A 21,978-nucleotide genomic window follows, 5' to 3' on the forward strand; every position below is an offset into this window, starting at 1 on the left:
CAGTGATCAAGATCAATATTTTTCTAATTTAGATTTCCCTAAATAAGAAAATCATGTCTATACTACCTGCGATGTTTTCATTGCAGGTATTTTTTTGTTCACTTTTTGGGGGTTCACTATGGAACTAGACCCGCTTTTACTCTCGCGAATCCAATTTGCGTTTGTGGTGTCCTTCCACGCAATTTTTCCAGTATTCACGATTGGTCTTGCGAGCTTTATCGCAACGTTAGAAGGCCTAAATTATCGCACCCGCAACCCAGTTTGGGAGCGCCTCGCAACGTTTTGGGCGAAAGTCTTTGCCGTTGTATTCGGTATGGGAGTTGTGTCCGGTATCGTTATGGCCTTCCAATTCGGTACTAACTGGAGCGTTTTCTCACATACCAGTGCCAACTTCTTAGGCCCGGTGCTCAGCTATGAGGTTGTCACAGCTTTCTTCCTCGAAGCCGCATTCTTGGGCGTGCTGTTGTTTGGTCGCAATAAAGTCCCGCGCGGAGTGCATTTTGCTTCTGCCGTGATGGTTGCAACCGGAACCTTCATTTCCAGCTTCTGGATTTTGTCGGCTAACAGTTGGATGCAGACCCCGGCTGGAGTAGAAATGGTCGATGGCTTCTATCATGTGGTGAGCTGGGCCGATGCTATTTTCAATGCTTCATTTTGGCCACGTTTCTTCCATATGGCCTTGGCTTCATTCCTGACCGGTAGTTTCGTGGTAGCTGGCGTGAGTGCATGGTACATCATGCAGGGTCGTGAAGTTGAAACCCATAAAAAAGCGCTGTCAATGACCCTTTGGTTCTTGCTGATTGCAACACCTGCTCAGGTGGTCATCGGTGATATCCATGGTCTGAATACACTCGAGCATCAACCGACAAAAGTAGCAGCAATGGAAGGTAACTGGGAAACGGGTGGTAATGTTCCGTTATTGCTATTCGCTATTCCCGATCAAGAAGCTCAGACCAACCACTTCGAAATAGGGATTCCAAATGGTGCGAGTTGGATTCTTCGACACGATGCGGAAGGCGTTGTACCTGGGCTTAAAGACGTTCCTCAAGATAAACAACCCCCGGTTGCGATCGTCTTTTGGGCGTTCCGCATTATGGTCGGTATCGGCTTATTGATGGTTGTCTTTGCAGTCGTTGGTTTATTCCTGCGTCGCAATGAGAACTATGCGAAAAAACGCTGGTTCTTAAATGGCCTGCGCTTTATGTCTTTCTCGCCGTTCTTAGCTGTGCTGGCCGGATGGTTTGTGACTGAAGTTGGCCGCGCACCTTATCTTGTCTATGGGCAAATGACTCATGCTGAAGGTTTAACGCCATCATTAACAGGTGGGATGGCGCTGTTTACCTTGATTGGTTATATCGTAGTGTATGCCTTGGTGTTTACTGCGGGCTCATATTATTTGATGCGCGTTCTTCGAGATGGTCTTGAGAAGTCTGAAACGACCGTAACTGACGATGAACTGCAACGCGCCAAGCGGCCACTTTCAGCTGCTAATTCAGCGATTGAATGGGAGTAATCATCATGTCTGAACCCGTATTTGATCTAACTTATATTTGGGCAGCGATCATGGCCTTTGGCGTGATCATGTATGTGCTCATGGATGGCTTTGACCTCGGCCAAGGTATTCTATTTCCATTCGCTCCGGATGAGGAGTCGCGCGATATCATGATGAATTCCGTGGCACCTGTTTGGGATGGCAATGAAACCTGGTTGATTCTAGGCGGAGCTGGTTTGCTTGCAGCATTTCCATTGGTTTATGCCGTGTTTTTACCGGCGCTTTATATCGGAGTTTTCTTGCTCCTCGCGGGACTTATCTTCCGTGGTGTTGCATTTGAATTCCGGTTCAAAGCAAGAACGTCGAAGTACCTATGGAACTGGGCGTTTGCCGGTGGTTCAATCGTTGCAAGTTTTGCCCAAGGCGCAGTCGTTGGTGCATATATTCAAGGCTTTGAAGTCGAAAATATGCGCTACGTTGGCGGCGCACTCGATTGGTTGACGCCGTTCACTGTCTTAACAGGACTGGGTTTGGTCGCTGGTTATGGCTTACTTGGGGCGACTTGGCTGATTCTGAAATCAGAGGGCAAAACTCAAGCATGGGCATACAAGATTACTCCACCGCTGCTCGTGGCTGTACTTGTCGTCTTTGGCGCAATTGGTCTCTATACCCCGTATGTTGACCAGTACGTTTCATCTCGTTGGTTTGATGAGATAAGCATCGCTTGGATTCTACCTGTACTAGTGTTGCTCTGTGCGATTCGAGTCTATACCTCAGTCCGCAGTAAACGTGATGGTTCACCGTTTGTTGCCACTATGGGGATGTTCGTCTTTACCTACTTGGCGATGCTATATAGCAAATGGCCATACGTCGTGCCGCCGGATTATACTTTCCATCAAGCCGCGTCAGCGCATGAATCGCAACTATTCTTGCTATTAGGACTGTTGTTCGTGATCCCATTCGTATTGGTCTATACCGCTTGGACCTATTGGGTATTCCGTGGCAAAGTAAAAGCTGGTGTAGGTTACCACTAAGACGCAGTAGGTTTTCATGCAAACAAAGATCGCGCGCCAGTATCTTGATGAGCTGGCGCGTTTTTTTCCGCACGCACTCAGTACTCTTAAACGTCTCGCACAACTGCAAGGGACGGTCATCGTGATACAAATGACCGCGCTTGCCATACTGCTTGCGGGCACCATTGAGGGCAAACTTGAGATGCAACACCAACTGCTGCTTGTCGCTGTGCTTTTTGCCACTTTAGTGCTTCGGCATTGGTTGTTCGGTCGTTTTGAGCAACATGCGTCACAGTTACAGTTTGAACTCGAGCAAAAAGCGCGCAGCGTGCTGTTGCAGCGCTGGCGCATGCAGGCCAAGCGAGAAGGTGTATTGGCCGAAGATGCGGACTTATTCTTAACGCCAATTCAGCAGCTTGGACCGTATTTTGTAAGGTTTTTACCAAGTATTGCGAATGCCAAGTGGCAGCCGCTCCTGATTCTCGGCATTGTGCTTTACTTTGATTGGATTGCCGCCGCGTTTCTCTTACTTTCAGCCCCCCTGATTCCAATTTTTATGGCTATTGTCGGGATGGGGGCAGAGCAAATCAGCCAACGTCATCTTGAATCAGTTAAAAGATTGTCTGGACTATTTTTAGATCATGTCCGCCACCTCACCACGTTACAAATCTTTGCGCAAACCGACCGTGCTGAAGCACGCGTAGAGACCGGCTCAGAGCGCTATCGCAAGCTCAATATGGCGACTTTGAAGGTGGCGTTTTTATCCTCCGCAGTACTCGAATTTTTTGCCAGCATCGCCATTGCAGCGGTTGCCATTTACGTTGGCTTTTCGCTTTTAGGCTTTTTTAGTTGGGGGCCGGCAACCGAGCTTACTTTGATGTCGGGCTTAACTATATTGCTGCTCGCGCCAGAATTCTTTCAGCCGCTGCGGACACTTGCGCAGCATTATCATGACCGCGCTGGAGCGCTAGCTGCCGCTGAACTCTTGCGAAGTAAAGAAGGGGATGACAACGCAGCGACTGCAATCGAGTCGGAACACTCCCGAGCCGACGTAGAGCCTCAGTTCCAATTCAAACTCAGTGAGTTAGGTTTGAAGGTTGCCTCTTATACTCACCAGTATCAAGACGGAGCCATGGTTGAATGGCCAAGTTTTAGCGCGCAAGCGGGACAAATTGTGTGCCTAAAGGGGCCGTCGGGTTCGGGCAAGTCAACTCTACTGCAGGCTCTTGCGGGTAATTTGAGCATGGCAAATGAGCCACAGCCGTTTACGTTTGACCCCTCGAAGTACCAGCAGGCACCGATTGCTTTTCTGCAGCAACGGCCGTTTTTGATTCATGGCAGCGTTGCTGATAACTTGCGCTTGATCGCGCCCGATGCCAGTGGTGAGTCACTACAGCAGGCGCTACGGCAAGTGGGTCTTTGGTCTTTAGTCGAGCAGTTTCCGAATGGGCTTGAGCAGGCGGTTGGTGAGCAAGCAAAGTTGCTTTCAGGTGGTGAAGCGCAGCGACTTGCGTTAGCGCGGGTGGTGTTAGCGCCAACTCCCATGGTCTTGCTCGATGAACCTACCGCCGCAGTCGATCCAGATAGTGCCAAAATCATTATTGAAGGTCTTTTGACCTTAGCCAAACGAGGGTGTCTGATCATCCTTGCTAGCCATAATCCCCAGCTAGAGGAGATTGCCGATGTGGTGGTCACGCTATCGTCGCGATCCTGATTTAAAGCCTTGGATAGAGAGTGTCTACTCCCAGCGATTGCGTTGGATAGTTGGGCTCGTGCTGATGTTGCTAACGGGCTTATCGGCAATTGGCTTGCTGAGTTTATCAGGCTGGTTTATTGCCGCCTGCGCCGTGATCGTTGGGGTCGAAATCTATGTCCCGGGTGGTGGAATTCGGTTCTTTGCAATCGCACGAACATTAAGTCGATACCTTGAGCGAGTCAGTAATCACGACTTTGTGCTCAAACTACAGGTGATTTGGCGCACTCGGTTGTTCAAAACCCTAACCCAGAGACGTCCTCAACATGCGTTAGAGTTTCGTCTAGGGCACGTGCTACAGCAGTTTACTCAAGATATTGATGCGCTTGATAGCCTGTTTCTGCGCTTGATGGCACCGCCCGTGGTAGCTGTCTTGGCGGTGATTCTGGTCAGCCTTTTCGTCGGGTATTTCTCACTCCTAGCGGGCGCTATTATTTTACTGGGCTTTGCGCTCATTATTTGGCAATCCACTGCACGGTTACCGCGCCAAAGCTTCAGTCATGCAGCACGGCTGCAAACCGCAACAGAGCAGGTTCGCACCCAAGCACTCGATCATGTTGCCGGGTTACTTGAGCTGAGCGCCTGGCAAGTTTTACCGCGCTCCGAGCAGGCCTTATTAAAGCGCAGCGAGCACTGGCAAAAGCAACGTCTGTATCAGCAACAACACCAAGCCCGACAAGCGCAATTGAATCAACTATGGTTACAGCTGATATTATTCGCTGTGATCGCGGTGAGTATGTTTACCCTACCGTTGGCGAATGTTGAGTTATTGCCGCTGTTAGTCATGTTGCCCCTTGCGGTACTTGGTCTCACTGAAGTGATTCAGGTTTTGCCTCAGGTGGGGATTAGTTATGGTCAAGTAAAGGCGGCTGGGCGACGGTTGCGGCGGCGCTTACAGCACGGTAATGAGAGTCGCTACAGCCCCACTGACGCGCAGGTGATTGAGCAAACACCACAAGATATAAGTTGCCAAGACTTACAGATAGGTTACCCCGAGCGCGTTGTACTTGAGCACTTCACCTGCTGTTTCAAAGCCGCACAGCACTACGCCATTATTGGCCGCTCAGGGCGAGGTAAGTCAACTTTACTGAATACCATATTAGGGCTCACGCCACCTTTAAATGGGCAGTTGAAGGTTGGTTCTGAACCCCTCGAACTGCTCGCATTACCCACTTGGTTTAGTCAGGTGAGTTTACTACAACAAGGCGCTAGTCTCATCAGCGCTTCGGTTGCAGAAAATTTGCGAATGGCGAACGCCACAGCCTCAGATGATGAATTGTGGCGAGTACTCGAGGCCGTTGAGCTCGCTGAACGTATTCGCCAACATCCGGATCAATTAGGGATGTGGCTTGAAGTCGATAGCCGTAATTTATCAGGTGGGCAAGCGCGGCGCTTAATGCTGGCGAGAGCACTCTTACATCCGGGTTGGTTAGTTTTGTTGGATGAGCCTTTTGCAGGTATTGATGTTGCCCAACGCGAACGCATCAAGCTCGTAATTCAGCCCTGGCTTAGCGGTAAAACGGTCCTTTATTTTGCTCACACCGAGGCCGCAAGTGGACCTGTTAGTGAGCAAATTAAAATTTAAAACGACGTTCTAAAACAAATGAAAGCGGATACATACCAAGGTTATTTAGGCGATAAGCCACTGTCATTCGAGAATTTATTGCAGCGAATTGACACAAAACTGAAACCCTAGCGCCATAAAAAATTCATCTAAATTTCATCTTGTCACGAAATTGTCATAAAGCTGAAATACAATAACGTCCGTATATCGCTATGTGCCTGTTTATTTTAATGAGGAGTCAGAAGCAATGTTTCGGACCAAATTAATGACATTATCAGCGTTGGCGGCGGTTATCACTGCACCAGCATTTGCCGAGGTGACTGTTGAACCTCGCGGCCGTCTGCACCTAGATGCAGGCTTTTATGACCAAGATCAAACCGAATTCGGCGATGGCATCAATGTGCGTCGTGGCCGTCTGGGTATGGAAGGAACTCTAGGCGACGATTGGAGCTTTGTGCTTGAATACGACTTTGGTGAAGGTGGTGAAGCCGATGCCACAGATGTTTATCTGCGCACAAACTTTGCTGAGGGTAAACTGACGATTGGTCAGCAGCGGGTACCATTTGGTTTGAACGCTTTGACCAGCTCAAACAACATCACCTTCATTGAGCGGGCAACGCCAAGCAACGTCGTTAACACGGACCGTAAAGTGGGTGTGCGTTGGGACCGTACCTTTGACGATCTCACCTCACAGTCAATGCTATTTGGCCGCGCACTTGGTGACGGTGGTTCAGCGGGCGAAGACGAAAGCTTCGGTTTTGCCCAGCGGTTGGTCTTCCACCCGCAGTATGAAGGCACTCAATTACACTTTGGTGTCGCTGTTGCCTACGAAAGCTTGGGTGACTTGAGTGACTTACGTTTACGTGACCGTCCTGAATTGCGCGTTGACCCAGATGTACGCCTGATCGATACCGGCACCATGAATGCGATTGACTCAGTGCTTCGTAGTGGACTTGAAGTTGCGATGCAACAAGGCTCGTTCTCAATTGAAAGTGAGTACTCACGTATTTCAGCGGATTCGAGCGTAAATGGTGATGTCACTTTTGATGGTGCACACGTTCAAGCAAGCTATGTATTAACCGGCGAGCAACGCGGTTACTCAAATGGCGTATTTAAAAGCGTGAAGCCATCATCAGAGAGCGGCGCGTGGGAAGTTGCAGTGCGTTACAGCACCATGTCACTCAATGACGGTTCGATTTTTGGTGGTGAGCAAAACAACCTAACTTTAGGTGTGAACTACTACCTTAATAGCCAAATCCGCTTCATGGGGAATGTTGTCTTTATCGATGCTGAAACGCCAGCTATGCAAGAAGATCCAATGGCGATTGGCTTCCGCATGCAGTACAGCTTCTAAAGCAAGATTCTTGTAAAGTTTTGTCATTTTGCCAATGCGGCGACGTCAGGTATGATGTCGCCGCATTTGTTTTATCACTATCGCAACGGATGATGTCTGATTATGCTATTGATGGTCGATAACTACGACTCGTTTACTCATAATGTGGTGCGCTACTTTCAGGAGTTGGGTGCGCGCGTTGAGGTGGTCCGTAATGACTATATCGAACCCGAAGCGATCGCTGCTCGAGGCTATCATGGTATTATTCTCTCGCCTGGACCCTGCACACCAAGTGAAGCTGGACAAACGCTCAATATCATCGACGCCTATCGTGGCCGACTCCCGATTTTAGGGGTGTGCCTTGGCCACCAAGCCATCGGTCAAGCTCTTGGCGCAAAAGTTGTCCGTGCGGAGCAGGTTATGCATGGTAAAACCTCCGTGCTTGAGCATACCGGGCAGGGCCTATTTGAAGGGTTACCAAACCCTCTAACGGTTGCGCGCTATCACTCACTGGTGATTGACCCCGCAAGCCTCCCAGTGGAGTTAGTCGTTGACGCATGGACCCATAGCCAATCTGGACAACGCGAGATTATGGCGATACGCCATCGTGATGAACCCATGTGGGGCATTCAATACCACCCCGAGGCAATTCAGACCGAAGCAGGTCATGCCTTGTTTCAAAACTTTTTAAAAGCGTGCCAACAGTAGAAATTTTTTAGTGTAAATATTCACTAGAATCCAACTCAATTGCATATTCATGCAGACACTGTGCAAGCTTAATTATTCTGCGCCTAAAACCCAGTAAACGAGTCGCTATCCCCCACGACAAACGTGTGATTTGTTGGCATAATAACGCCACACATCGCTAACCAAACAAACTGAAAAAGGGCGAGATATGACAGATTCAATGCAGGTTACCCGAGCAACCTTCGACGAGGTGATGGTTCCAAATTACAACCCAGCGCAAATGATTCCAGTTCGTGGCGAAGGCTCACGCGTGTGGGACCAAGAAGGCAAAGAGTATATCGATTTCGCTGGCGGAATTGCCGTGAACTGTTTGGGGCACTGCCACCCAGCTATGGTGCAGGCGCTAACCGAGCAAGGCCAAAAATTGTGGCACTTAAGTAACGTTTACACCAACGAGCCAGCACTGCGCTTAGCGGCAAAACTTACCGCTGCCACCTTCGCTGATCGAGTTTACTTCGCCAACTCAGGCGCAGAAGCAAACGAAGCAGCATTGAAATTAGCACGCCGTTGGGCGCTTGATAACTACGGTGAGCACAAGCAGCAAATTATCGCCTTTACCAAGGGCTTCCATGGCCGTACCTTCTTTACCGTGACAGTTGGTGGGCAACCAGCCTACTCAGAAGGGTTTGGACCAAAGCCTGGCGCGATTGAGCATGTTGCCTACAACGATTTAGCCGCGCTTGAAGCCATGATGTCTGAACAGACCTGCGCGATCATGATGGAGCCACTACAGGGTGAAGGTGGTGTAATTAGCCCAGATATCGAGTTTGTCAAAGGCGTGCGTGAATTGTGTGATAAATACAATGCACTGTTGATCTTTGATGAAGTACAAACCGGCTTTGGTCGTACTGGTAGCCTTTATGCTTATCAGCAACTTGGCGTAACGCCAGATATTCTTGCCTCAGCCAAATCACTCGGCGGTGGCTTCCCAATCGGTGCGATGTTAACCACCAAAGAAATTGCTGCGCACTTAAAGCCAGGCACGCATGGTAGTACCTACGGTGGTAACCCGCTTGCGTGTGCCGTTGCCGAAGCGGTGTTCGATATTGTCAGTAGCGAAGAAGTTCTCGCTGGAGTGAAGGCGCGCGAGCAGCGCTTTAAGCAGCGCTTAGCTGATATCAACAGCAAATATAACGTCTTTAAAGAAGTTCGGGGTCAAGGCATGTTACTTGGTGCTGAATTGAGTGAAGCTTATGAAGGACGTGCACGTGACTTTATGATGGCGGCAGCTGAAGAGGGTACCATGTGCCTCGTGGCTGGCTTAAACGTGCTGCGTTTTACGCCATCGTTGATCATTCCTGAGGCGGATATCGACGCAGGTCTAGACGGCCTTGAGCGTGCGATCGCCAAGTTGGTTGGTTAATTCGGTCACCAACGGAGAACTTTTATGTTTGTGGTGCGCCCAATTGCGCCGAGTGATTACTCGGCGCTTTATGATTGTGCGGTTGAGTCTGGTCATGGCTTTACGTCCTTGCCAGTGGACGAAGGCTTGTTGCAAAAGCGCATTGCGCGTGCACAAGAAGCGTTCGCTCGCCCTCATGTTGCTGAACCTGGCGAAGAAGGCTATTTATTCGTCATGGAGGAGACCCGTACCGGCGCGGTTGTCGGTTGTAGTGGTATCGAGGCAGCGGTCGGCTTAAGTGATAGTTTTTATCATTACCGGCTTGGCCACGAAGTGCATCAAAGTGCCAGCCTCGATATTTACAATGCCCAGCAAACATTGACCTTATGCAACGATTACACTGGCTACAGTGAACTCTGTACGTTATTTCTGCGCGCCCCTTATCGACGTGATATGAACGGTCGTGTGTTGTCGCGTTTTCGGATGCTGTTTATGGCAGAGTTTCGCGAGCGCTTCAGCCAATATGCGATAGCAGAAATGCGTGGAGTATCCGATGAAGACGGGAACTCACCATTTTGGAGCTGGTTACAGCAGCACTTTTTTAAGCTTGATTTTACTCAAGCAGATTATCTAACCGGTATTGGTGAGAAAACTTTTGTAGCCGAACTGATGCCACGTCATCCGATTTATGTCAGCTTATTACCAGCGGCAGCTCAAAAGGTAATTGGGCAGGTTCACGAGAATACTCGCCCAGCGTTGAAAATGCTGCAACACGAAGGTTTCCGCTGCCGCGGGTATGTGGATATTTTTGATGCAGGGCCGACTGTTGAAGCTGAAATCGAGAATATTCGCAGTGTGCGAGAAAGCGGCCGGTATCAAGTCCACATTGGGGTGGTTAAACAGCCGACCAGATATATTTTGTGCAACACGCGCGTTGCAGATTTCCGGGCGTTGCAAGCGGATGTTGAGCTGCACGATGAGCAAGTCGTGATTGCGCCTGACGTGGCAGAGGCATTGCGCGTTGGCAACGGTGATTGGCTGCGTGCGGTCGCCTTGTAGTCAAGCGAACAGCGAATAAGACGAATTAAAGGAGAGCATTATGGCAGAACAGAATTTGTGGATTAACGGGCAATGGGTTGCAGGTGAAGGCGAGCGCTTTAAATCAATCGATCCAGCAAGGAATGAAGTGGTTTGGCAGGGGACTGCAGCGACTGACATGCAAGTTGACGAAGCCGTGATGGCAGCACGACATGCCAGCCTTAGTTGGGCCGACCGCAGTTTTGCTGAGCGCCTTGCATTTTGTCAAAAATTCGCTGAATTGCTTGAGCAAAATAAACAAGAGTTTGCCGCATTGATTGCTGCTGAAACGGGTAAGCCGATGTGGGAAACTTTAGGTGAAGTCGGCGCCATGATTGCCAAAGTGGGGATCTCTGAGCGCGCGTATCAAGAGCGCACAGGTACGGTCGAGAACCCAATGCCAGGAGCCAAGGCCTTTATTCGTCACAAGCCACATGGTGTGGTTGCAGTCTATGGCCCGTATAACTTTCCAGGGCACTTGCCGAATGGCCACATTGTGCCCTCACTGCTCGCAGGGAACACCGTCGTATTCAAACCGAGTGAGCTCACTCCTGCGGTTGCCGAGTATACCGTGAAGTTGTGGGAGCAAGCAGGCTTGCCGCACGGCGTACTGAACCTAGTGCAAGGCCTAGTTGAGACAGGCAAATCGCTGTCAAGCCACCCTCAAATTGATGGCTTGTTCTTCACCGGCTCTTCGAACACCGGACACTTGTTGCATAAGCAATTCGCCGGTCGTCCTGACAAAATTTTGGCCTTGGAAATGGGGGGCAATAACCCGCTTATTGTTCGTGGTGTCAGCGATATCGATGCAGCCGTTCACAACATCATTCAGTCAGCGTTCGTGACCAGTGGTCAGCGCTGCACTTGTGCGCGTCGACTATTTATCGAGAACTCCTCAGCCGGTGATGCCTTGTTGCGGCGCTTAATTGAAGTGACTGAGGCCATCGAAGTCGGCGATTACGCCGCTGAGCCACAGCCTTTCATGGGCGCCATGATCTCAGCCAAAGCGGCCAGCGAGATGATCAAAGCTCAAGATGATTTGATTCATTTAGGTGCTAAGCCACTGGTGAAAATGCACCAAAAAGACCGTGACCTTGGCTATGTCACACCGGGTATCTTGGATGTCAGTGCGGTTGAAAAGCTTCCTGATGTCGAGCATTTCGGCCCCTTGTTGAAGGTGTATCGCTATGATGACCTAGATGCTGCGATCAACGAAGCGAATAATACCAGCTTTGGTCTTTCTGCAGGGTTGTTGTCAGATAGCGAAGAGACCTATCGCTATTTCTTCAGTCGCATCCGCGCTGGTATTGTGAATTGGAATAAGCCCATTACCGGAGCCAGTTCTGCCGCACCATTTGGTGGTATTGGAGCCAGTGGTAACCATCGTGCCAGTGCCTATTATGCAGCAGATTACTGTGCTTATCCGGTGGCGTCGGTCGAAGCTGAACATAATACGCTTCCCGAACAGCTATCACCTGGCTTAAAATTCTAATCCGGTAACGATAAAAATAGAGGACCTCATATGGCCGCAACAGCAATGCAAGCAAATGTTGAATGGCGTCAAAACATGGAGTTTGTGGCGACCGTTGGTTCAGGACATGAGGTCAGCATGGATGGCTCGAAGCAGACGGCTGCAAGCCCAATGGAGCTAGTGCTGGCGGCTGCAGGCGGATGCTCATCGGTTGATGTAGTGAGTATTCTTGAGAAAACGCGGCAGCAAGTCACTGGCGTACGCTGTGAGGTGTCGGGCGAGCGCGCGGATGCAACGCCCGCAGTCTTCACTAAGATTCACCTACATTTTATCGTGACCGGGACCGATGTGAACCCAACTCATGTTGAGCGGGCGGTTAAGCTCTCAGCGGATAAGTACTGTTCCGTTGCGAAAATGCTCGAGGCTAGTGTTGAGCTCACCCACGATTTTCGGATTGAGCCGGCTTAAACGGTGAACTATCGTCATTCGTATCATGCGGGTAATTTTGCCGATGTGATGAAGCACGCCTTACTGTGTTTAAGTCTTCAGCATCTACAGCAAAAGCCCAAACCATTTTTTGTGCTCGATACGCATGCCGGAGTTGGCTTCTATGATGTCACCGATACTCCGGCACAAAAGACCCAAGAGTGGGTTGATGGCATCGGACGGCTCTATCAGCGTCAAGATATTCCCAACTCACTGCGCCATTATCTGGAGTTGGTCGAACAGGCGAACGCCGGCTCAGCTGAGTTAAAGTTTTATCCTGGCTCGCCTTGGTTTAGTGCGCAAATGTTGCGTCCTGACGACCGCTTGATCTTGTGTGAGTTACATCCACAAGACGGATTGGCGTTAGCAGAAAACTTTGCAACAGTGCCACAAGTGCAAGTGAAAACACCCGCTAATGGCTATCAAGAGCTGAAAGCGAATCTCCCCCCGAAAGAAAAACGCGGTATGGTCTTAATTGATCCGCCATTTGAGCAAACCAATGAATTCGAGCAAGTCGAGAAAGCGCTCACGGCTGCGCTCAAACGTTGGCAGTCGGGCAGCTATGTGGTTTGGTATCCAATCAAAAATGAACAAGGTGTAGTTGAATTTCAACGCGCCGTAAAAGCGTTAGTCGGACCTGGTGAGAATGTTTTTGCGATTGATTTTTGGGTGCGCTCAGGGCTGACTGCCAAAGGCATGAACGGTTGCGGCATGCTGTTTATCAATCCACCTTATCGAGTCGTCCAAGAAAGCCCAGAATTGATGGCTTTCTTGGTGAAAGAACTAGCCCAAGATGCGCACGCTCACTATCAATTGAGCTGGGTGACGCCTTAACGTTTAAGCCAACTGCCCTCACGACCGAGGCGTTTGTGCTCCATCATTTGTTCAATCAAAGGCGCCAAAATCAGCTCCATTGCAAACACCATTTTGCCACCTGGGACGACGAGGGTATTCATGCGTGACATAAAAGAGCCGTCAATCATCCGCAGGTAGTAAGGAAAATCGACGTCTTTTAAGCCACGAAAACGAATGACCACAAAACTCTCATCAAGCGATGGAATATCTTTGGCGCTAAAGGGGTTTGATGTGTCGACCGTTGGCACTCGCTGGAAATTGATGTGGGTACGCGAGAACTGCGGCACAATATGGTGAATATAATCTTCCATGCTCCGAACGATACTTTGCGTAACGGCTTCACGCGAGTGGCCTCGTTCTGAAGTATCACGCATCAGTTTCTGAATCCATTCTAGGTTAACGATGGGAACCATGCCGATCAGCAAATCGACGTACTGGGCAACATCGTAATCCTGCCCAACTACGCCACCGTGTAAGCCCTCATAAAAGAGCAAATCCGTTGCTTCGGGCAAATCTTCCCATGGGGTAAAAGTACCGGGCATTTGATTATACGGAACCGCTTCATCAAAGCTGTGCAGGTAACGGCGCGTTTGCCCTAATCCGGTCTCGCTGTATTGCCGAAACAAGCCTTCTAACCGATTAAAATCATTCGCTTCTGGACCAAAATAGCTAATATCGCGCCCTTGTTCCTGTGCTTTGCGAATCGCAACTTCCATTTCTGGACGTGAGTAGCGATGGAAACTATCGCCCTCAACAAAGGCTGCGGTAAGACGCTGACTGCGAAAGATATGGCGTAAAGCCTGACTGGTGGTCGTGGTTCCGGCTCCAGAAGAACCGGTGACTGCGATAATCGGATGCTGGCTCGACATGCGTCCTCCGTAAACATTGAATGAATGTTATACGGGGTCGGCGGCCATTGATCAATAGTGAGGCGGAATCTCGCTGGCTGGATCAGCTGGGTCAGAATCGTTTTGTTCTTGTAATTGTTGAAACTTTTCTGCCATCAGTTGCAAGCGCCGCTCGAGTAATCTGAGTTGCTCATCTTGTTGAGCAATCACTCGATTTAACGCATCAATCGTGTCTTCTTGAAAAGCGAATTGGCTCTCTAAATTCGCGAGTCGCATCAGGATCTCGTCATCTGAGCGCACAGTCATAGGCAAACCCCATTGTTTGTGTGTAGTATAAGGGACGCGTAGAATTAGACCTGAGTTAGAATTTGAATTCAATAATGGAGCATTAAATGAAGTATTCTGTGAAGCCCATCGCCCTGAGTCTTGTCGCTGTCGCTTTGTTCGGCTGTAGCAAACCAGAGCCATATCCAGTGCTGGCGGAAGCGCCCACTGACGAAAAAGCCAAAATGGCCTATGCACTTGGCGCCTCGGTTGGTGGTTTTGTCGGCGATAACTTAGACCAGCAAGAAGAAGGCGGTTATGAGATCGATCGGCAAATGGTGATTGCGGGTTTTGTTGACGCGCTTAAGGCGGAAGCAAAAATTTCTGAGGAAGAAGCCGATCAGTTATTAACTCAAATGCAGCAAGAAGCGACCAGCATGCGGCAAGAGACCCTTGGTGGTAAAGCGAAAGCAGAAGGTGAAGCCTATCTCGCGGAAAATGCGCAGAAAGAAGGGGTTGTTGTCACCGAGTCAGGGTTGCAATACGAAGTATTAAGCGAAGCGCCTGCGGATGCACCTAAGCCAGTCGCAACGGATATTGTTGAAGTGCACTATGAAGGGACACTGATCAATGGTGAAGTATTCGATAGCTCACTGCAGCGTGGCCAATCTGCGGTATTCCCGCTCAACCGTGTCATTAAAGGTTGGACAGAAGGCGTACAGTTAATGGGTGTTGGCTCGAAATATCGCTTCGTCATTCCAGCTGATTTGGCATATGGTGACCGAGAAGTCGCTGGAGGCGCAATTCCGCCTTCATCAACACTGATTTTTGAAGTTGAATTACTCGACATCAAACCACAAGAGGCACCTGCTGCAGACGTAGAAGTCGGCAGTGAAGGTGGTCAGTAAGACTAAGCCATAAACAAAAAAAGCCAGCATCTGCTGGCTTTTTTTATGACATCAAATCATGTTCTTCGAGAGTGGCGAGTAAGCGATCCTCAAACTCCATTCGTAATTCGAGGGCCTCACCGAGTTCGGCAAGATCGCGATCAAAGTTCGGGAGTTGCTGTTGGTCTGTCGCCTCACTGTAGGCGTCATTGAAATCGAGTGCGATTTCGGTGGTATCACTAATCAGCGGAAAGACATCGTCGGCGACTTGTCGGGTTATAGCCGGTGCTCGATGAGAGTGCTGGATAATCTGATCGTAAATTTCAAAATGACCGGCAGAAATATAATCGACCATAATTTCACAAAACTCGCGTATCAGCTGTGCGTCAGGCAGCGGGGTCGCGTCACGCTCTTGATGACCGGTCACGACCAACTGACAGTACTTGACCAGTAGCTGTTGGCGCTCGTCCAACCATCGGTCGATCGCAGCATTTTGTCCTTGCCAACGTTGTTGAGCGGCTTGTTGCCGTTTTAACATAAGTCTTCCTCAGTTATGATGTTCCAACATACTGATAACCGCCCTTAGGCGTCAACTTTTTTCAGCCAAAATGGAGTCCAGTTATGCTGAAACCCTATCAAACTCCGGCCCGTGATGAGCCTGCTTGGTGGTTTGTGATTTCGGCAGGCAATATGCTCCTTGATCAGAATAATATGCCACCTCATGGTGCTTTGGAGCTGCTGCGCTGGCCCGATCTTACTGATTATACTGTGGTCCATTTAGGGCGCTTGCGTGAACGCAACTGCTACTTAGTTATCGCTGATCTTGATGACCCTAATTTCACTGAACTTGGCCAATTCGAATCGGTGCGACTGCTTATTCAGCAGCAAGATGAGGAATTATTCGCTCTTGCTGCGCGCGCAAAACAAGTGACCGAGTTTATTCAAACCCATCGTTACTGTGGTCGCTGTGGGAGTCGCATGGAGGTGATTGATTGGGAATTGGCGATGCAGTGTAATCGTTGTCAGCATCGCTGTTATCCTCGTATTTCACCGTGCGTTATCGTTGCGATTACCAAGCAAAACAAAATTTTACTGGCACGTGGTAAGCGTCATCGCGAAGGATTATTTTCTGTCTTAGCTGGCTTTATTGAAGCCGGTGAGACCGTCGAGCAAGGACTCGCCCGCGAAGTGCACGAAGAGGCTGGTATTCGAATCAAAAACATTGAGTATGTCGGCAGTCAACCTTGGCCCTTTCCACATTCGTTGATGCTGGGGTTCGTTGCCGAGTGGGAAAGCGGAGAATTACGACTTGATCCATTTGAGCTCGAGCAAGGCAACTGGTTCGGCTTTGATGAGCTGCCAGAAACCCCGCAACCCGGGTCAATTGCGGATCGACTAATTCAAGCCGCACGAGCCAAAATTGAGCAAGCGTAAGTACGCATAAGCTGTTAAAATACGGCTTCGCAAAATAATGATGTAGAGAGAACCATGAGCCAAGCAAAACCTGACTTGCAGAACGATCTTTATTTGCGCGCACTCCTGCGCCAACCCACTGAGCGGACTCCAATTTGGATGATGCGCCAGGCTGGACGTTATCTACCCGAGTATCGCAAAGTTCGCCAGCAAGCAGGCGACTTTATGGCGTTATGTCAAAACCCTGAGTTGGCTTGTGAAGTGACGTTACAACCGCTTCGTCGCTTCCCTCTCGATGCAGCCATTCTATTTTCCGATATTCTAACGATTCCCGATGCCATGGGGCTTGGTCTCTATTTCGAAGCGGGTGAAGGTCCTCGCTTCGAGCGTCCGGTGCGAACACTTGATGCAATTGAAAAGCTTGGGGTACCTGATCCGGAGCAAGAACTTGGCTATGTGATGGATGCAGTTCGTACGATTCGCCGTGAGCTTGGGGGTAAAGTTCCATTGATCGGCTTCTCTGGTAGTCCATGGACACTGGCGACCTACATGGTTGAAGGTGGGAGTACCAAGAATTTTAGTGTGATCAAGAAGATGCTGTTTGCTGAACCGCAAGCGCTGCACCTGCTGCTGGATAAGCTGGCGCAGTCGGTCACGTCATATTTGAATGCGCAAATTGCCGCAGGCGCGCAAGCGGTGATGATTTTCGATACCTGGGGTGGAGTGTTGAGTCCGCGCGATTACCGTGAGTTCTCGCTTGCCTACATGGATAAAATCGTCAAAGGCTTAACCCGTGAAGCAGATGGCCGCACTGTTCCGGTTACATTGTTTACCAAAAATGGCGGCGCTTGGTTGCCGGATATGGCCGCGACTGGCTGTGATGCACTTGGGGTTGATTGGACCACTAATCTTGGCGATGCGCGGGCAGCGGTGAAGGGACAAGTTGCCCTGCAAGGGAATATGGATCCAAGTGTTCTTTATGCACCACCGGCTCGAATTGAAGCTGAGGTTGCCAGTATTTTAGCTAGTTACGGACAAGGTACTGGGCATGTTATGAACCTAGGTCACGGCATTCATCCTGAGGTTGATCCTGACCATGCCGCGGCTTTTATTGAAGCTGTTCACAAATTAAGCCCCGCCTACCATAACGAATAACTGATCCGCTTTTGCGGTAAACCTCGTTTTAACAGCGTTGAAGCGGGACGCCGGTCCCGCTGAGCTGCGTTACAATGACATCAGCCAAATTTTTCTTTGCGATTGCAGTAAGGAAGCAAAACACTATGCGCAAATTTATGAATCCAGTTTCGATTTTTCTTGTGGTATTCTCTGCTGCCGCATTGTACTTGTGGTTTTTATACCAGCCGGCTGGGCAAGCAGAACGCCCGCAAATGGCAGTTCCGGTTGCGGCTGAGCAAGTTCAACTACGTGAATACCGCGATATCATCGAAGCGCTCGGCACCGCAAAAGCGAACGAATCGATTGTGGTGACCGCACAAGCTCAAGATGTGGTCACTGCGATTCATTTTGATGATGGGGATACGGTTGCGGCGAATCAATTGTTGCTAGAGCTTGATACGCGTGAGGAACGCGCTCGCGTTGAAGAATTAGAGTTTCGCCTTGAAGAGGCTCAACGCCAGGCCCAGCGGTTACGCAACCTACGTTCGCAAAATGCCGCCTCGCAACAACAGCTCGAAGCACAAGAAGTTGTGGTGAAAGAGACCCTTGCGAGTTTAGAAGTGGCACAAACGCAGTTAGCAGAGAAGCAAATTCGGGCGCCATTTGCAGGGCAACTCGGAATTCGTGATGTCTCGGTCGGCTCACTGGTTAGCCCGGGTCAACAAATTACCACGCTCGATGACTTGAACCCGATCAAGCTCGACTTTAATGTCCCAGAACTGCAATTCGCAAGTTTACAAGTTGGCCAGCAAATTTCTGCGACCAGCGGAGCTTATCCTGGTGAAGTCTTTACCGGCATGATTCGCTCGATTGATTCACGCATTGACCCAGCGACCCGTTCGATTTTAGTGCGCGCAACCATCAACAATGATGACCAACGGATTCGTCCGGGGATGTTGTTGAAAGTTACTCTTTTGCGCAGTGTCGAGCAGACCATGATTCTGCCCGAGCAGGCCATTGTCCCTATTGAAGACCGCCATTATGTCTATCGTGTCAAAGCTGATAACACCGTAGAACAAGTTCAGGTAGTCACGGGACGACGTAAGCCTGGCTTGGTTGAAATTATTTCTGGCATCGAAGTGGGTGATACGATTGTCACCGATGGCATAGTGCGGATGCGCGATGGCATAGCGGTTAACGTGCGCGAGGGTTAAATTATGTTTCTCTCAGATGTATCGGTAAAGCGTCCAGTTTTTGCCTCGGTCGTTAATATTCTATTATTGGTATTTGGTATCGTCTGCTTCACCATGTTGCCGTTGCGTGAATACCCTGACATCGATCCGCCTGTTGTTTCCATTGAAACCAGCTACCCTGGAGCGTCTGCGGAAATCGTTGAAACCCAAATAACTCAGGTCATCGAAGACCGCATCAGTGGTATTGAAGGGATTAAAAACATCAATTCAAGTAGCCGCAACGGGCGTTCGAATATCAGTATTGAATTCCAGCTTAGTCGTGATATTGATGCTGCGGCAAACGATGTGCGCGATCGGGTATCTCGCGTTTTGGATAACCTGCCAGAACAAGTGGATCCTCCTGAAGTTTCGAAGTCGAATTCCGACGAGAGCACCATTGTTTGGTATAACCTTCGTTCTGAAACCATGGGCGTTTTAGAGCTAACGGATTACGCCGACCGCTATATTGTCGATCGTTTATCTGTGGTAGATGGCGTTGCGCGGATTCAGCTCGGTGGTGGGCGCCGCTATGCCATGCGGGTCTGGCTTGATCGTGATGCCATGGCGGCAAGGAATATCACCGTCAGTGATGTAGAAAGCCGCTTACGTGCCGAGAACGTGGAACTTCCAGCTGGTGAAGTTGAATCGGTCAGCCGTGAGTTCTCGGTTCGAGTTGCCCGCTCATACCTTACTCCTGAAGATTTCGAGCTACTCACCATCAAACGTGGTGAGGGGCAACAATTAGTGCGCTTGCGCGACATTGCCCGGATAGAAATGTCCGCCGAAAACGATAAAACTGAGTTTCGTGGTAACGGTATCAATATGATTGGTATCGGCATCATTAAGCAATCCAAGGCCAACACCTTGGAAGTGGTCGATAATGTTGCCAAAGAAATCGCGTTGATTGAGCAAACCTTGCCCGAATCAATGTTTATCGTGCAAAGCTATGATTCATCCATCTTTATCAAAGGCTCAATTAACGAGGTTTATAACACCCTCGGAATTGCCATCGGCTTGGTGGTGATCGTCATTTATCTATTCTTGGGGAATGTCCGCGCGACCATTATCCCAACCCTGACCGTACCCGTCGCACTGATTGCCTCATATATTGCTTTATTTGCGTTAGGTTTTTCGATCAACTTGCTAACGTTGTTAGCGTTGGTATTGGCGATTGGTTTGGTCGTCGATGATTCCATCGTGGTGCTAGAGAATATTTATCGGCGTATTGAAAAGGGCGAGCCGCCCTTACTTGCAGCCTATCGTGGTGCGCGCGAGGTCGGTTTTGCAGTTGTCGCCACCACTTTAGTGTTGGTCTCTGTGTTCGTGCCACTTGCATTCCTCGATGGCAACATAGGTCAATTGTTTACTGAGTTTGCGCTCGCGATTGCGGCTGCGGTGATTTTCTCGAGTATTGCAGCGCTAACGTTGTCACCGATGCTAAGCTCTAAAATATTAAAGCAACGGCAACGCAGTAGTCGTTTTGGGCAAACCGTCGATCGCTTGTTTGCGGGTCTTGAGCGCGCTTATCGTCGCACGTTAGCCAAGACCTTAGCCTACCCAAGTTTGGCCGCGGCATTGGTGATTGCATCAGGCTTTTTAGCGTTTGGTTTAGTTAAACTCATCCCGCAAGAATTCGTGCCACCTGAAGATCGCGGCACCTTCTTTGTTTCGGTGCGCAGTGCAGAAGGGGCGAGCTTTGAATCAAATGCAGAGAACATGCGCAAGATCGAGGCGATTCTGATGCCGTATACCGAGCAAGGCAAAATCGATCGATTACTGGTGCGTACGCCCGGATGGGGTGGCTCTGCAGGGGTTGCAATTGTTGGGGCGGTGCCGTTTGAGCAACGCGACTGGTCGACCTTTGAATTAATGAAAGAAATTTCAGCTGAATTGAGTCAAGTGCCCGGCGTGCAGGCGTTTGCCTTTATGCGCAGCGGCATAAGCGGTGGCAATAGTCGTCCGCTGCAATTTGTCATTCAAGGGAATACCTATGAAGAGTTGGCCATGTACCGCGATATCATTGTCGAGGAAGCCAGCCGCAACCCGAATTTAGTTAATATTGATACGGATTATAAAGAAACCCTGCCGCAACTATTGATTCGTATCAATCAGGAGCGCGCGGCAGATTTAGGGGTATCAGTGGGTGATATTGGTCGTACGCTCGAAACTATGCTGGGTCAGCGCCGTGCGACAACCTATCTCGATCGCGGTGAAGAGTACGATGTCATCCTAGAGGGTGAGCGTTCTGATTATCAAAGCCCGATGGGTATCGATAATATCTATGTGCGCTCAAATGTTACCGGTGAACTGATTCCTATGTCGAATTTAGTCACGGTGGAAGAGCGGGCAACCTCAGGTAGTTTAAATCGCTACAATCGGATGCGCAGTATTACCATCGAGGCGAACTTAGCCGAGGGATATTCACTCGGTGAAGCGCTCACCTACCTTGAAAATATTGTGCGCGAGAAACTTCCTGAAGATGTTTCGATTGACTACAAAGGTGAATCGCAACTCTATAAAGAAAGTGGTAGCTCAGTCATCTTTGTCTTTATCTTGGCCTTGGTGATTGCTTACTTGGTATTGGCGGCACAGTTTGAGAGCTTTATTCATCCACTGGTGATCATGTTGATGGTGCCTATGGCCTTCTTAGGCGCCGTGATTGGCTTGTACGCAGCTGGATTGAGCTTGAATATCTACAGCCAAATCGGCATCGTGATGCTCATCGGCTTGGCGGCCAAAAATGGTATTCTTATTGTTGAGTTCGCCAACCAGTTGCGTGACCGTGGGGTCAGTTTTGATCAGGCGATCTTGCAAGCCTCAGAGCAGCGCTTACGGCCGATCATGATGACGTCATTCACGACCTTGATGAGTGCCGTGCCATTGATTCTTGGTTCAGGTCCTGGAGCAGAGAGCCGAATGGTGATCGGTCTGGTTATCTTCTGCGGGGTGGCGTTGGCATCCTTGTTGACTGTGTTTGTTATTCCAAGCCTCTATTCATTGCTGGCTCGGAACACTTCATCACCAGAGCAACTTGAACGTGAGTTGGCAAAACTAGAAGAGCAGCATCCTCATTAGGGAAATGCTT

The 21,978-nt window shown here is 49.6% G+C and carries 19 protein-coding genes; 16 read left to right on the top strand and 3 right to left on the bottom strand.

Annotation, left to right across the window (positions count from 1 at the left end; translation table 11 throughout):
* The first annotated feature begins 118 nt into the window (after positions 1 to 118).
* From CWI83_RS07790 to CWI83_RS07840, 11 genes are all read left to right on the top strand, one after another.
* Positions 119 to 1,513 carry a cytochrome ubiquinol oxidase subunit I gene (locus CWI83_RS07790; protein WP_126827811.1) on the top strand — a complete coding sequence of 465 codons (1,395 nt, stop codon included), beginning with the start codon at positions 119 to 121 and terminating at the stop codon, positions 1,511 to 1,513.
* 5 nt (positions 1,514 to 1,518) lie between these two features.
* Positions 1,519 to 2,526: a cytochrome d ubiquinol oxidase subunit II gene (gene cydB / locus CWI83_RS07795; RefSeq protein ID WP_126827813.1), complete on the top strand. Its 1,008-nt coding sequence runs from the start codon at positions 1,519 to 1,521 to the stop codon at positions 2,524 to 2,526.
* Positions 2,527 to 2,542: 16 nt separating this feature from the next.
* Positions 2,543 to 4,219 carry a thiol reductant ABC exporter subunit CydD gene (gene cydD / locus CWI83_RS07800; protein WP_126827815.1) on the top strand — a complete coding sequence of 559 codons (1,677 nt, stop codon included), beginning with the start codon at positions 2,543 to 2,545 and terminating at the stop codon, positions 4,217 to 4,219.
* Complete coding sequence (locus tag CWI83_RS07805; protein WP_126827817.1) at positions 4,188 to 5,843, top strand: amino acid ABC transporter ATP-binding/permease protein; 1,656 nt, start codon at positions 4,188 to 4,190, stop codon at positions 5,841 to 5,843. The genes cydD and CWI83_RS07805 overlap by 32 nt, the downstream gene beginning before the upstream one ends.
* Positions 5,844 to 6,069: 226 nt before the next feature.
* Positions 6,070 to 7,176, top strand: a complete 1,107-nt coding sequence (locus tag CWI83_RS07810) for an OprO/OprP family phosphate-selective porin (RefSeq protein ID WP_198677267.1) — start codon at positions 6,070 to 6,072, stop codon at positions 7,174 to 7,176.
* Between the two features lie 102 nt (positions 7,177 to 7,278).
* Complete coding sequence (locus CWI83_RS07815; RefSeq protein WP_126827819.1) at positions 7,279 to 7,863, top strand: anthranilate synthase component II; 585 nt, start codon at positions 7,279 to 7,281, stop codon at positions 7,861 to 7,863.
* Between the two features lie 199 nt (positions 7,864 to 8,062).
* Positions 8,063 to 9,265 carry an aspartate aminotransferase family protein gene (locus CWI83_RS07820; protein ID WP_126827906.1) on the top strand — a complete coding sequence of 401 codons (1,203 nt, stop codon included), beginning with the start codon at positions 8,063 to 8,065 and terminating at the stop codon, positions 9,263 to 9,265.
* A gap of 24 nt (positions 9,266 to 9,289) precedes the next feature.
* A complete protein-coding gene (gene astA, locus CWI83_RS07825; RefSeq protein WP_126827821.1) occupies positions 9,290 to 10,303 on the top strand; it encodes an arginine N-succinyltransferase in 1,014 nt (337 codons plus the stop codon).
* 40 nt (positions 10,304 to 10,343) lie between these two features.
* On the top strand, positions 10,344 to 11,813 hold the full coding sequence (gene astD / locus CWI83_RS07830) for a succinylglutamate-semialdehyde dehydrogenase (RefSeq protein WP_126827823.1): 1,470 nt from the start codon (positions 10,344 to 10,346) through the stop codon (positions 11,811 to 11,813).
* Between the two features lie 30 nt (positions 11,814 to 11,843).
* Positions 11,844 to 12,260: an OsmC family protein gene (locus tag CWI83_RS07835; protein WP_126827824.1), complete on the top strand. Its 417-nt coding sequence runs from the start codon at positions 11,844 to 11,846 to the stop codon at positions 12,258 to 12,260.
* Between the two features lie 3 nt (positions 12,261 to 12,263).
* Positions 12,264 to 13,112 (top strand): 23S rRNA (adenine(2030)-N(6))-methyltransferase RlmJ, encoded by an 849-nt coding sequence (locus CWI83_RS07840; RefSeq protein WP_126827826.1) that lies wholly within the window; start codon positions 12,264 to 12,266, stop codon positions 13,110 to 13,112.
* Here CWI83_RS07840 and CWI83_RS07845 read toward each other — a convergent pair.
* Together CWI83_RS07845 and CWI83_RS10570 are read right to left on the bottom strand one after the other, a co-directional pair.
* Positions 13,109 to 14,002 (bottom strand): phosphoribulokinase, encoded by an 894-nt coding sequence (locus tag CWI83_RS07845; RefSeq protein ID WP_126827828.1) that lies wholly within the window; start codon positions 14,000 to 14,002, stop codon positions 13,109 to 13,111. The genes CWI83_RS07840 and CWI83_RS07845 overlap by 4 nt on opposite strands.
* Before the next feature lie 51 nt (positions 14,003 to 14,053).
* Positions 14,054 to 14,287 (bottom strand): SlyX family protein, encoded by a 234-nt coding sequence (locus CWI83_RS10570; RefSeq protein ID WP_157980382.1) that lies wholly within the window; start codon positions 14,285 to 14,287, stop codon positions 14,054 to 14,056.
* Between the two features lie 86 nt (positions 14,288 to 14,373).
* Between CWI83_RS10570 and CWI83_RS07855 the strand changes: the two genes are divergently transcribed.
* Entirely contained in the window at positions 14,374 to 15,153 is a 780-nt protein-coding gene (locus tag CWI83_RS07855) for an FKBP-type peptidyl-prolyl cis-trans isomerase (RefSeq protein ID WP_126827832.1), read from the top strand.
* 43 nt (positions 15,154 to 15,196) lie between these two features.
* Here the strand turns inward: CWI83_RS07855 and rsd are convergent, their stop codons facing one another.
* Positions 15,197 to 15,670, bottom strand: a complete 474-nt coding sequence (gene rsd / locus CWI83_RS07860; protein WP_126827834.1) for a sigma D regulator — start codon at positions 15,668 to 15,670, stop codon at positions 15,197 to 15,199.
* An 83-nt stretch (positions 15,671 to 15,753) separates the two neighbouring features.
* Here rsd and nudC point away from each other — a divergent pair, with 83 nt between their 5' ends.
* From nudC to CWI83_RS07880, 4 genes are all read left to right on the top strand, one after another.
* Positions 15,754 to 16,566 carry an NAD(+) diphosphatase gene (nudC, locus tag CWI83_RS07865; RefSeq protein ID WP_126827836.1) on the top strand — a complete coding sequence of 271 codons (813 nt, stop codon included), beginning with the start codon at positions 15,754 to 15,756 and terminating at the stop codon, positions 16,564 to 16,566.
* Between the two features lie 54 nt (positions 16,567 to 16,620).
* Positions 16,621 to 17,700 (top strand): uroporphyrinogen decarboxylase, encoded by a 1,080-nt coding sequence (gene hemE, locus CWI83_RS07870; protein ID WP_126827838.1) that lies wholly within the window; start codon positions 16,621 to 16,623, stop codon positions 17,698 to 17,700.
* A gap of 125 nt (positions 17,701 to 17,825) precedes the next feature.
* On the top strand, positions 17,826 to 18,875 hold the full coding sequence (locus CWI83_RS07875; RefSeq protein WP_126827840.1) for an efflux RND transporter periplasmic adaptor subunit: 1,050 nt from the start codon (positions 17,826 to 17,828) through the stop codon (positions 18,873 to 18,875).
* A gap of 3 nt (positions 18,876 to 18,878) precedes the next feature.
* Positions 18,879 to 21,968 (top strand): efflux RND transporter permease subunit, encoded by a 3,090-nt coding sequence (locus CWI83_RS07880; protein WP_126827842.1) that lies wholly within the window; start codon positions 18,879 to 18,881, stop codon positions 21,966 to 21,968.
* Positions 21,969 to 21,978: the final 10 nt, after the last annotated feature.

Origin of the sequence: Pseudidiomarina taiwanensis (assembly GCF_003987435.1) — a bacterium.
Classification (GTDB): domain Bacteria; phylum Pseudomonadota; class Gammaproteobacteria; order Enterobacterales; family Alteromonadaceae; genus Pseudidiomarina; species Pseudidiomarina taiwanensis.

What these genes read in the sequence shown, in the direction of transcription:
- CWI83_RS07790 (WP_126827811.1), top strand. Translation starts at nt 119, where the DNA reads ATGGAACTAGACCCGCTTTTACTCTCGCGAATCCAATTTGCGTTTGTG.
- cydB (WP_126827813.1), top strand. Translation starts at nt 1,519, where the DNA reads ATGTCTGAACCCGTATTTGATCTAACTTATATTTGGGCAGCGATCATG.
- cydD (WP_126827815.1), top strand. Translation starts at nt 2,543, where the DNA reads ATGCAAACAAAGATCGCGCGCCAGTATCTTGATGAGCTGGCGCGTTTT.
- CWI83_RS07805 (WP_126827817.1), top strand. Translation starts at nt 4,188, where the DNA reads ATGTGGTGGTCACGCTATCGTCGCGATCCTGATTTAAAGCCTTGGATA.
- CWI83_RS07810 (WP_198677267.1), top strand. Translation starts at nt 6,070, where the DNA reads ATGTTTCGGACCAAATTAATGACATTATCAGCGTTGGCGGCGGTTATC.
- CWI83_RS07815 (WP_126827819.1), top strand. Translation starts at nt 7,279, where the DNA reads ATGCTATTGATGGTCGATAACTACGACTCGTTTACTCATAATGTGGTG.
- CWI83_RS07820 (WP_126827906.1), top strand. Translation starts at nt 8,063, where the DNA reads ATGCAGGTTACCCGAGCAACCTTCGACGAGGTGATGGTTCCAAATTAC.
- astA (WP_126827821.1), top strand. Translation starts at nt 9,290, where the DNA reads ATGTTTGTGGTGCGCCCAATTGCGCCGAGTGATTACTCGGCGCTTTAT.
- astD (WP_126827823.1), top strand. Translation starts at nt 10,344, where the DNA reads ATGGCAGAACAGAATTTGTGGATTAACGGGCAATGGGTTGCAGGTGAA.
- CWI83_RS07835 (WP_126827824.1), top strand. Translation starts at nt 11,844, where the DNA reads ATGGCCGCAACAGCAATGCAAGCAAATGTTGAATGGCGTCAAAACATG.
- CWI83_RS07845 (WP_126827828.1), bottom strand. Translation starts at nt 14,002, where the DNA reads ATGTCGAGCCAGCATCCGATTATCGCAGTCACCGGTTCTTCTGGAGCC.
- CWI83_RS10570 (WP_157980382.1), bottom strand. Translation starts at nt 14,287, where the DNA reads ATGACTGTGCGCTCAGATGACGAGATCCTGATGCGACTCGCGAATTTA.
- CWI83_RS07855 (WP_126827832.1), top strand. Translation starts at nt 14,374, where the DNA reads ATGAAGTATTCTGTGAAGCCCATCGCCCTGAGTCTTGTCGCTGTCGCT.
- rsd (WP_126827834.1), bottom strand. Translation starts at nt 15,670, where the DNA reads ATGTTAAAACGGCAACAAGCCGCTCAACAACGTTGGCAAGGACAAAAT.
- nudC (WP_126827836.1), top strand. Translation starts at nt 15,754, where the DNA reads ATGCTGAAACCCTATCAAACTCCGGCCCGTGATGAGCCTGCTTGGTGG.
- hemE (WP_126827838.1), top strand. Translation starts at nt 16,621, where the DNA reads ATGAGCCAAGCAAAACCTGACTTGCAGAACGATCTTTATTTGCGCGCA.
- CWI83_RS07875 (WP_126827840.1), top strand. Translation starts at nt 17,826, where the DNA reads ATGCGCAAATTTATGAATCCAGTTTCGATTTTTCTTGTGGTATTCTCT.
- CWI83_RS07880 (WP_126827842.1), top strand. Translation starts at nt 18,879, where the DNA reads ATGTTTCTCTCAGATGTATCGGTAAAGCGTCCAGTTTTTGCCTCGGTC.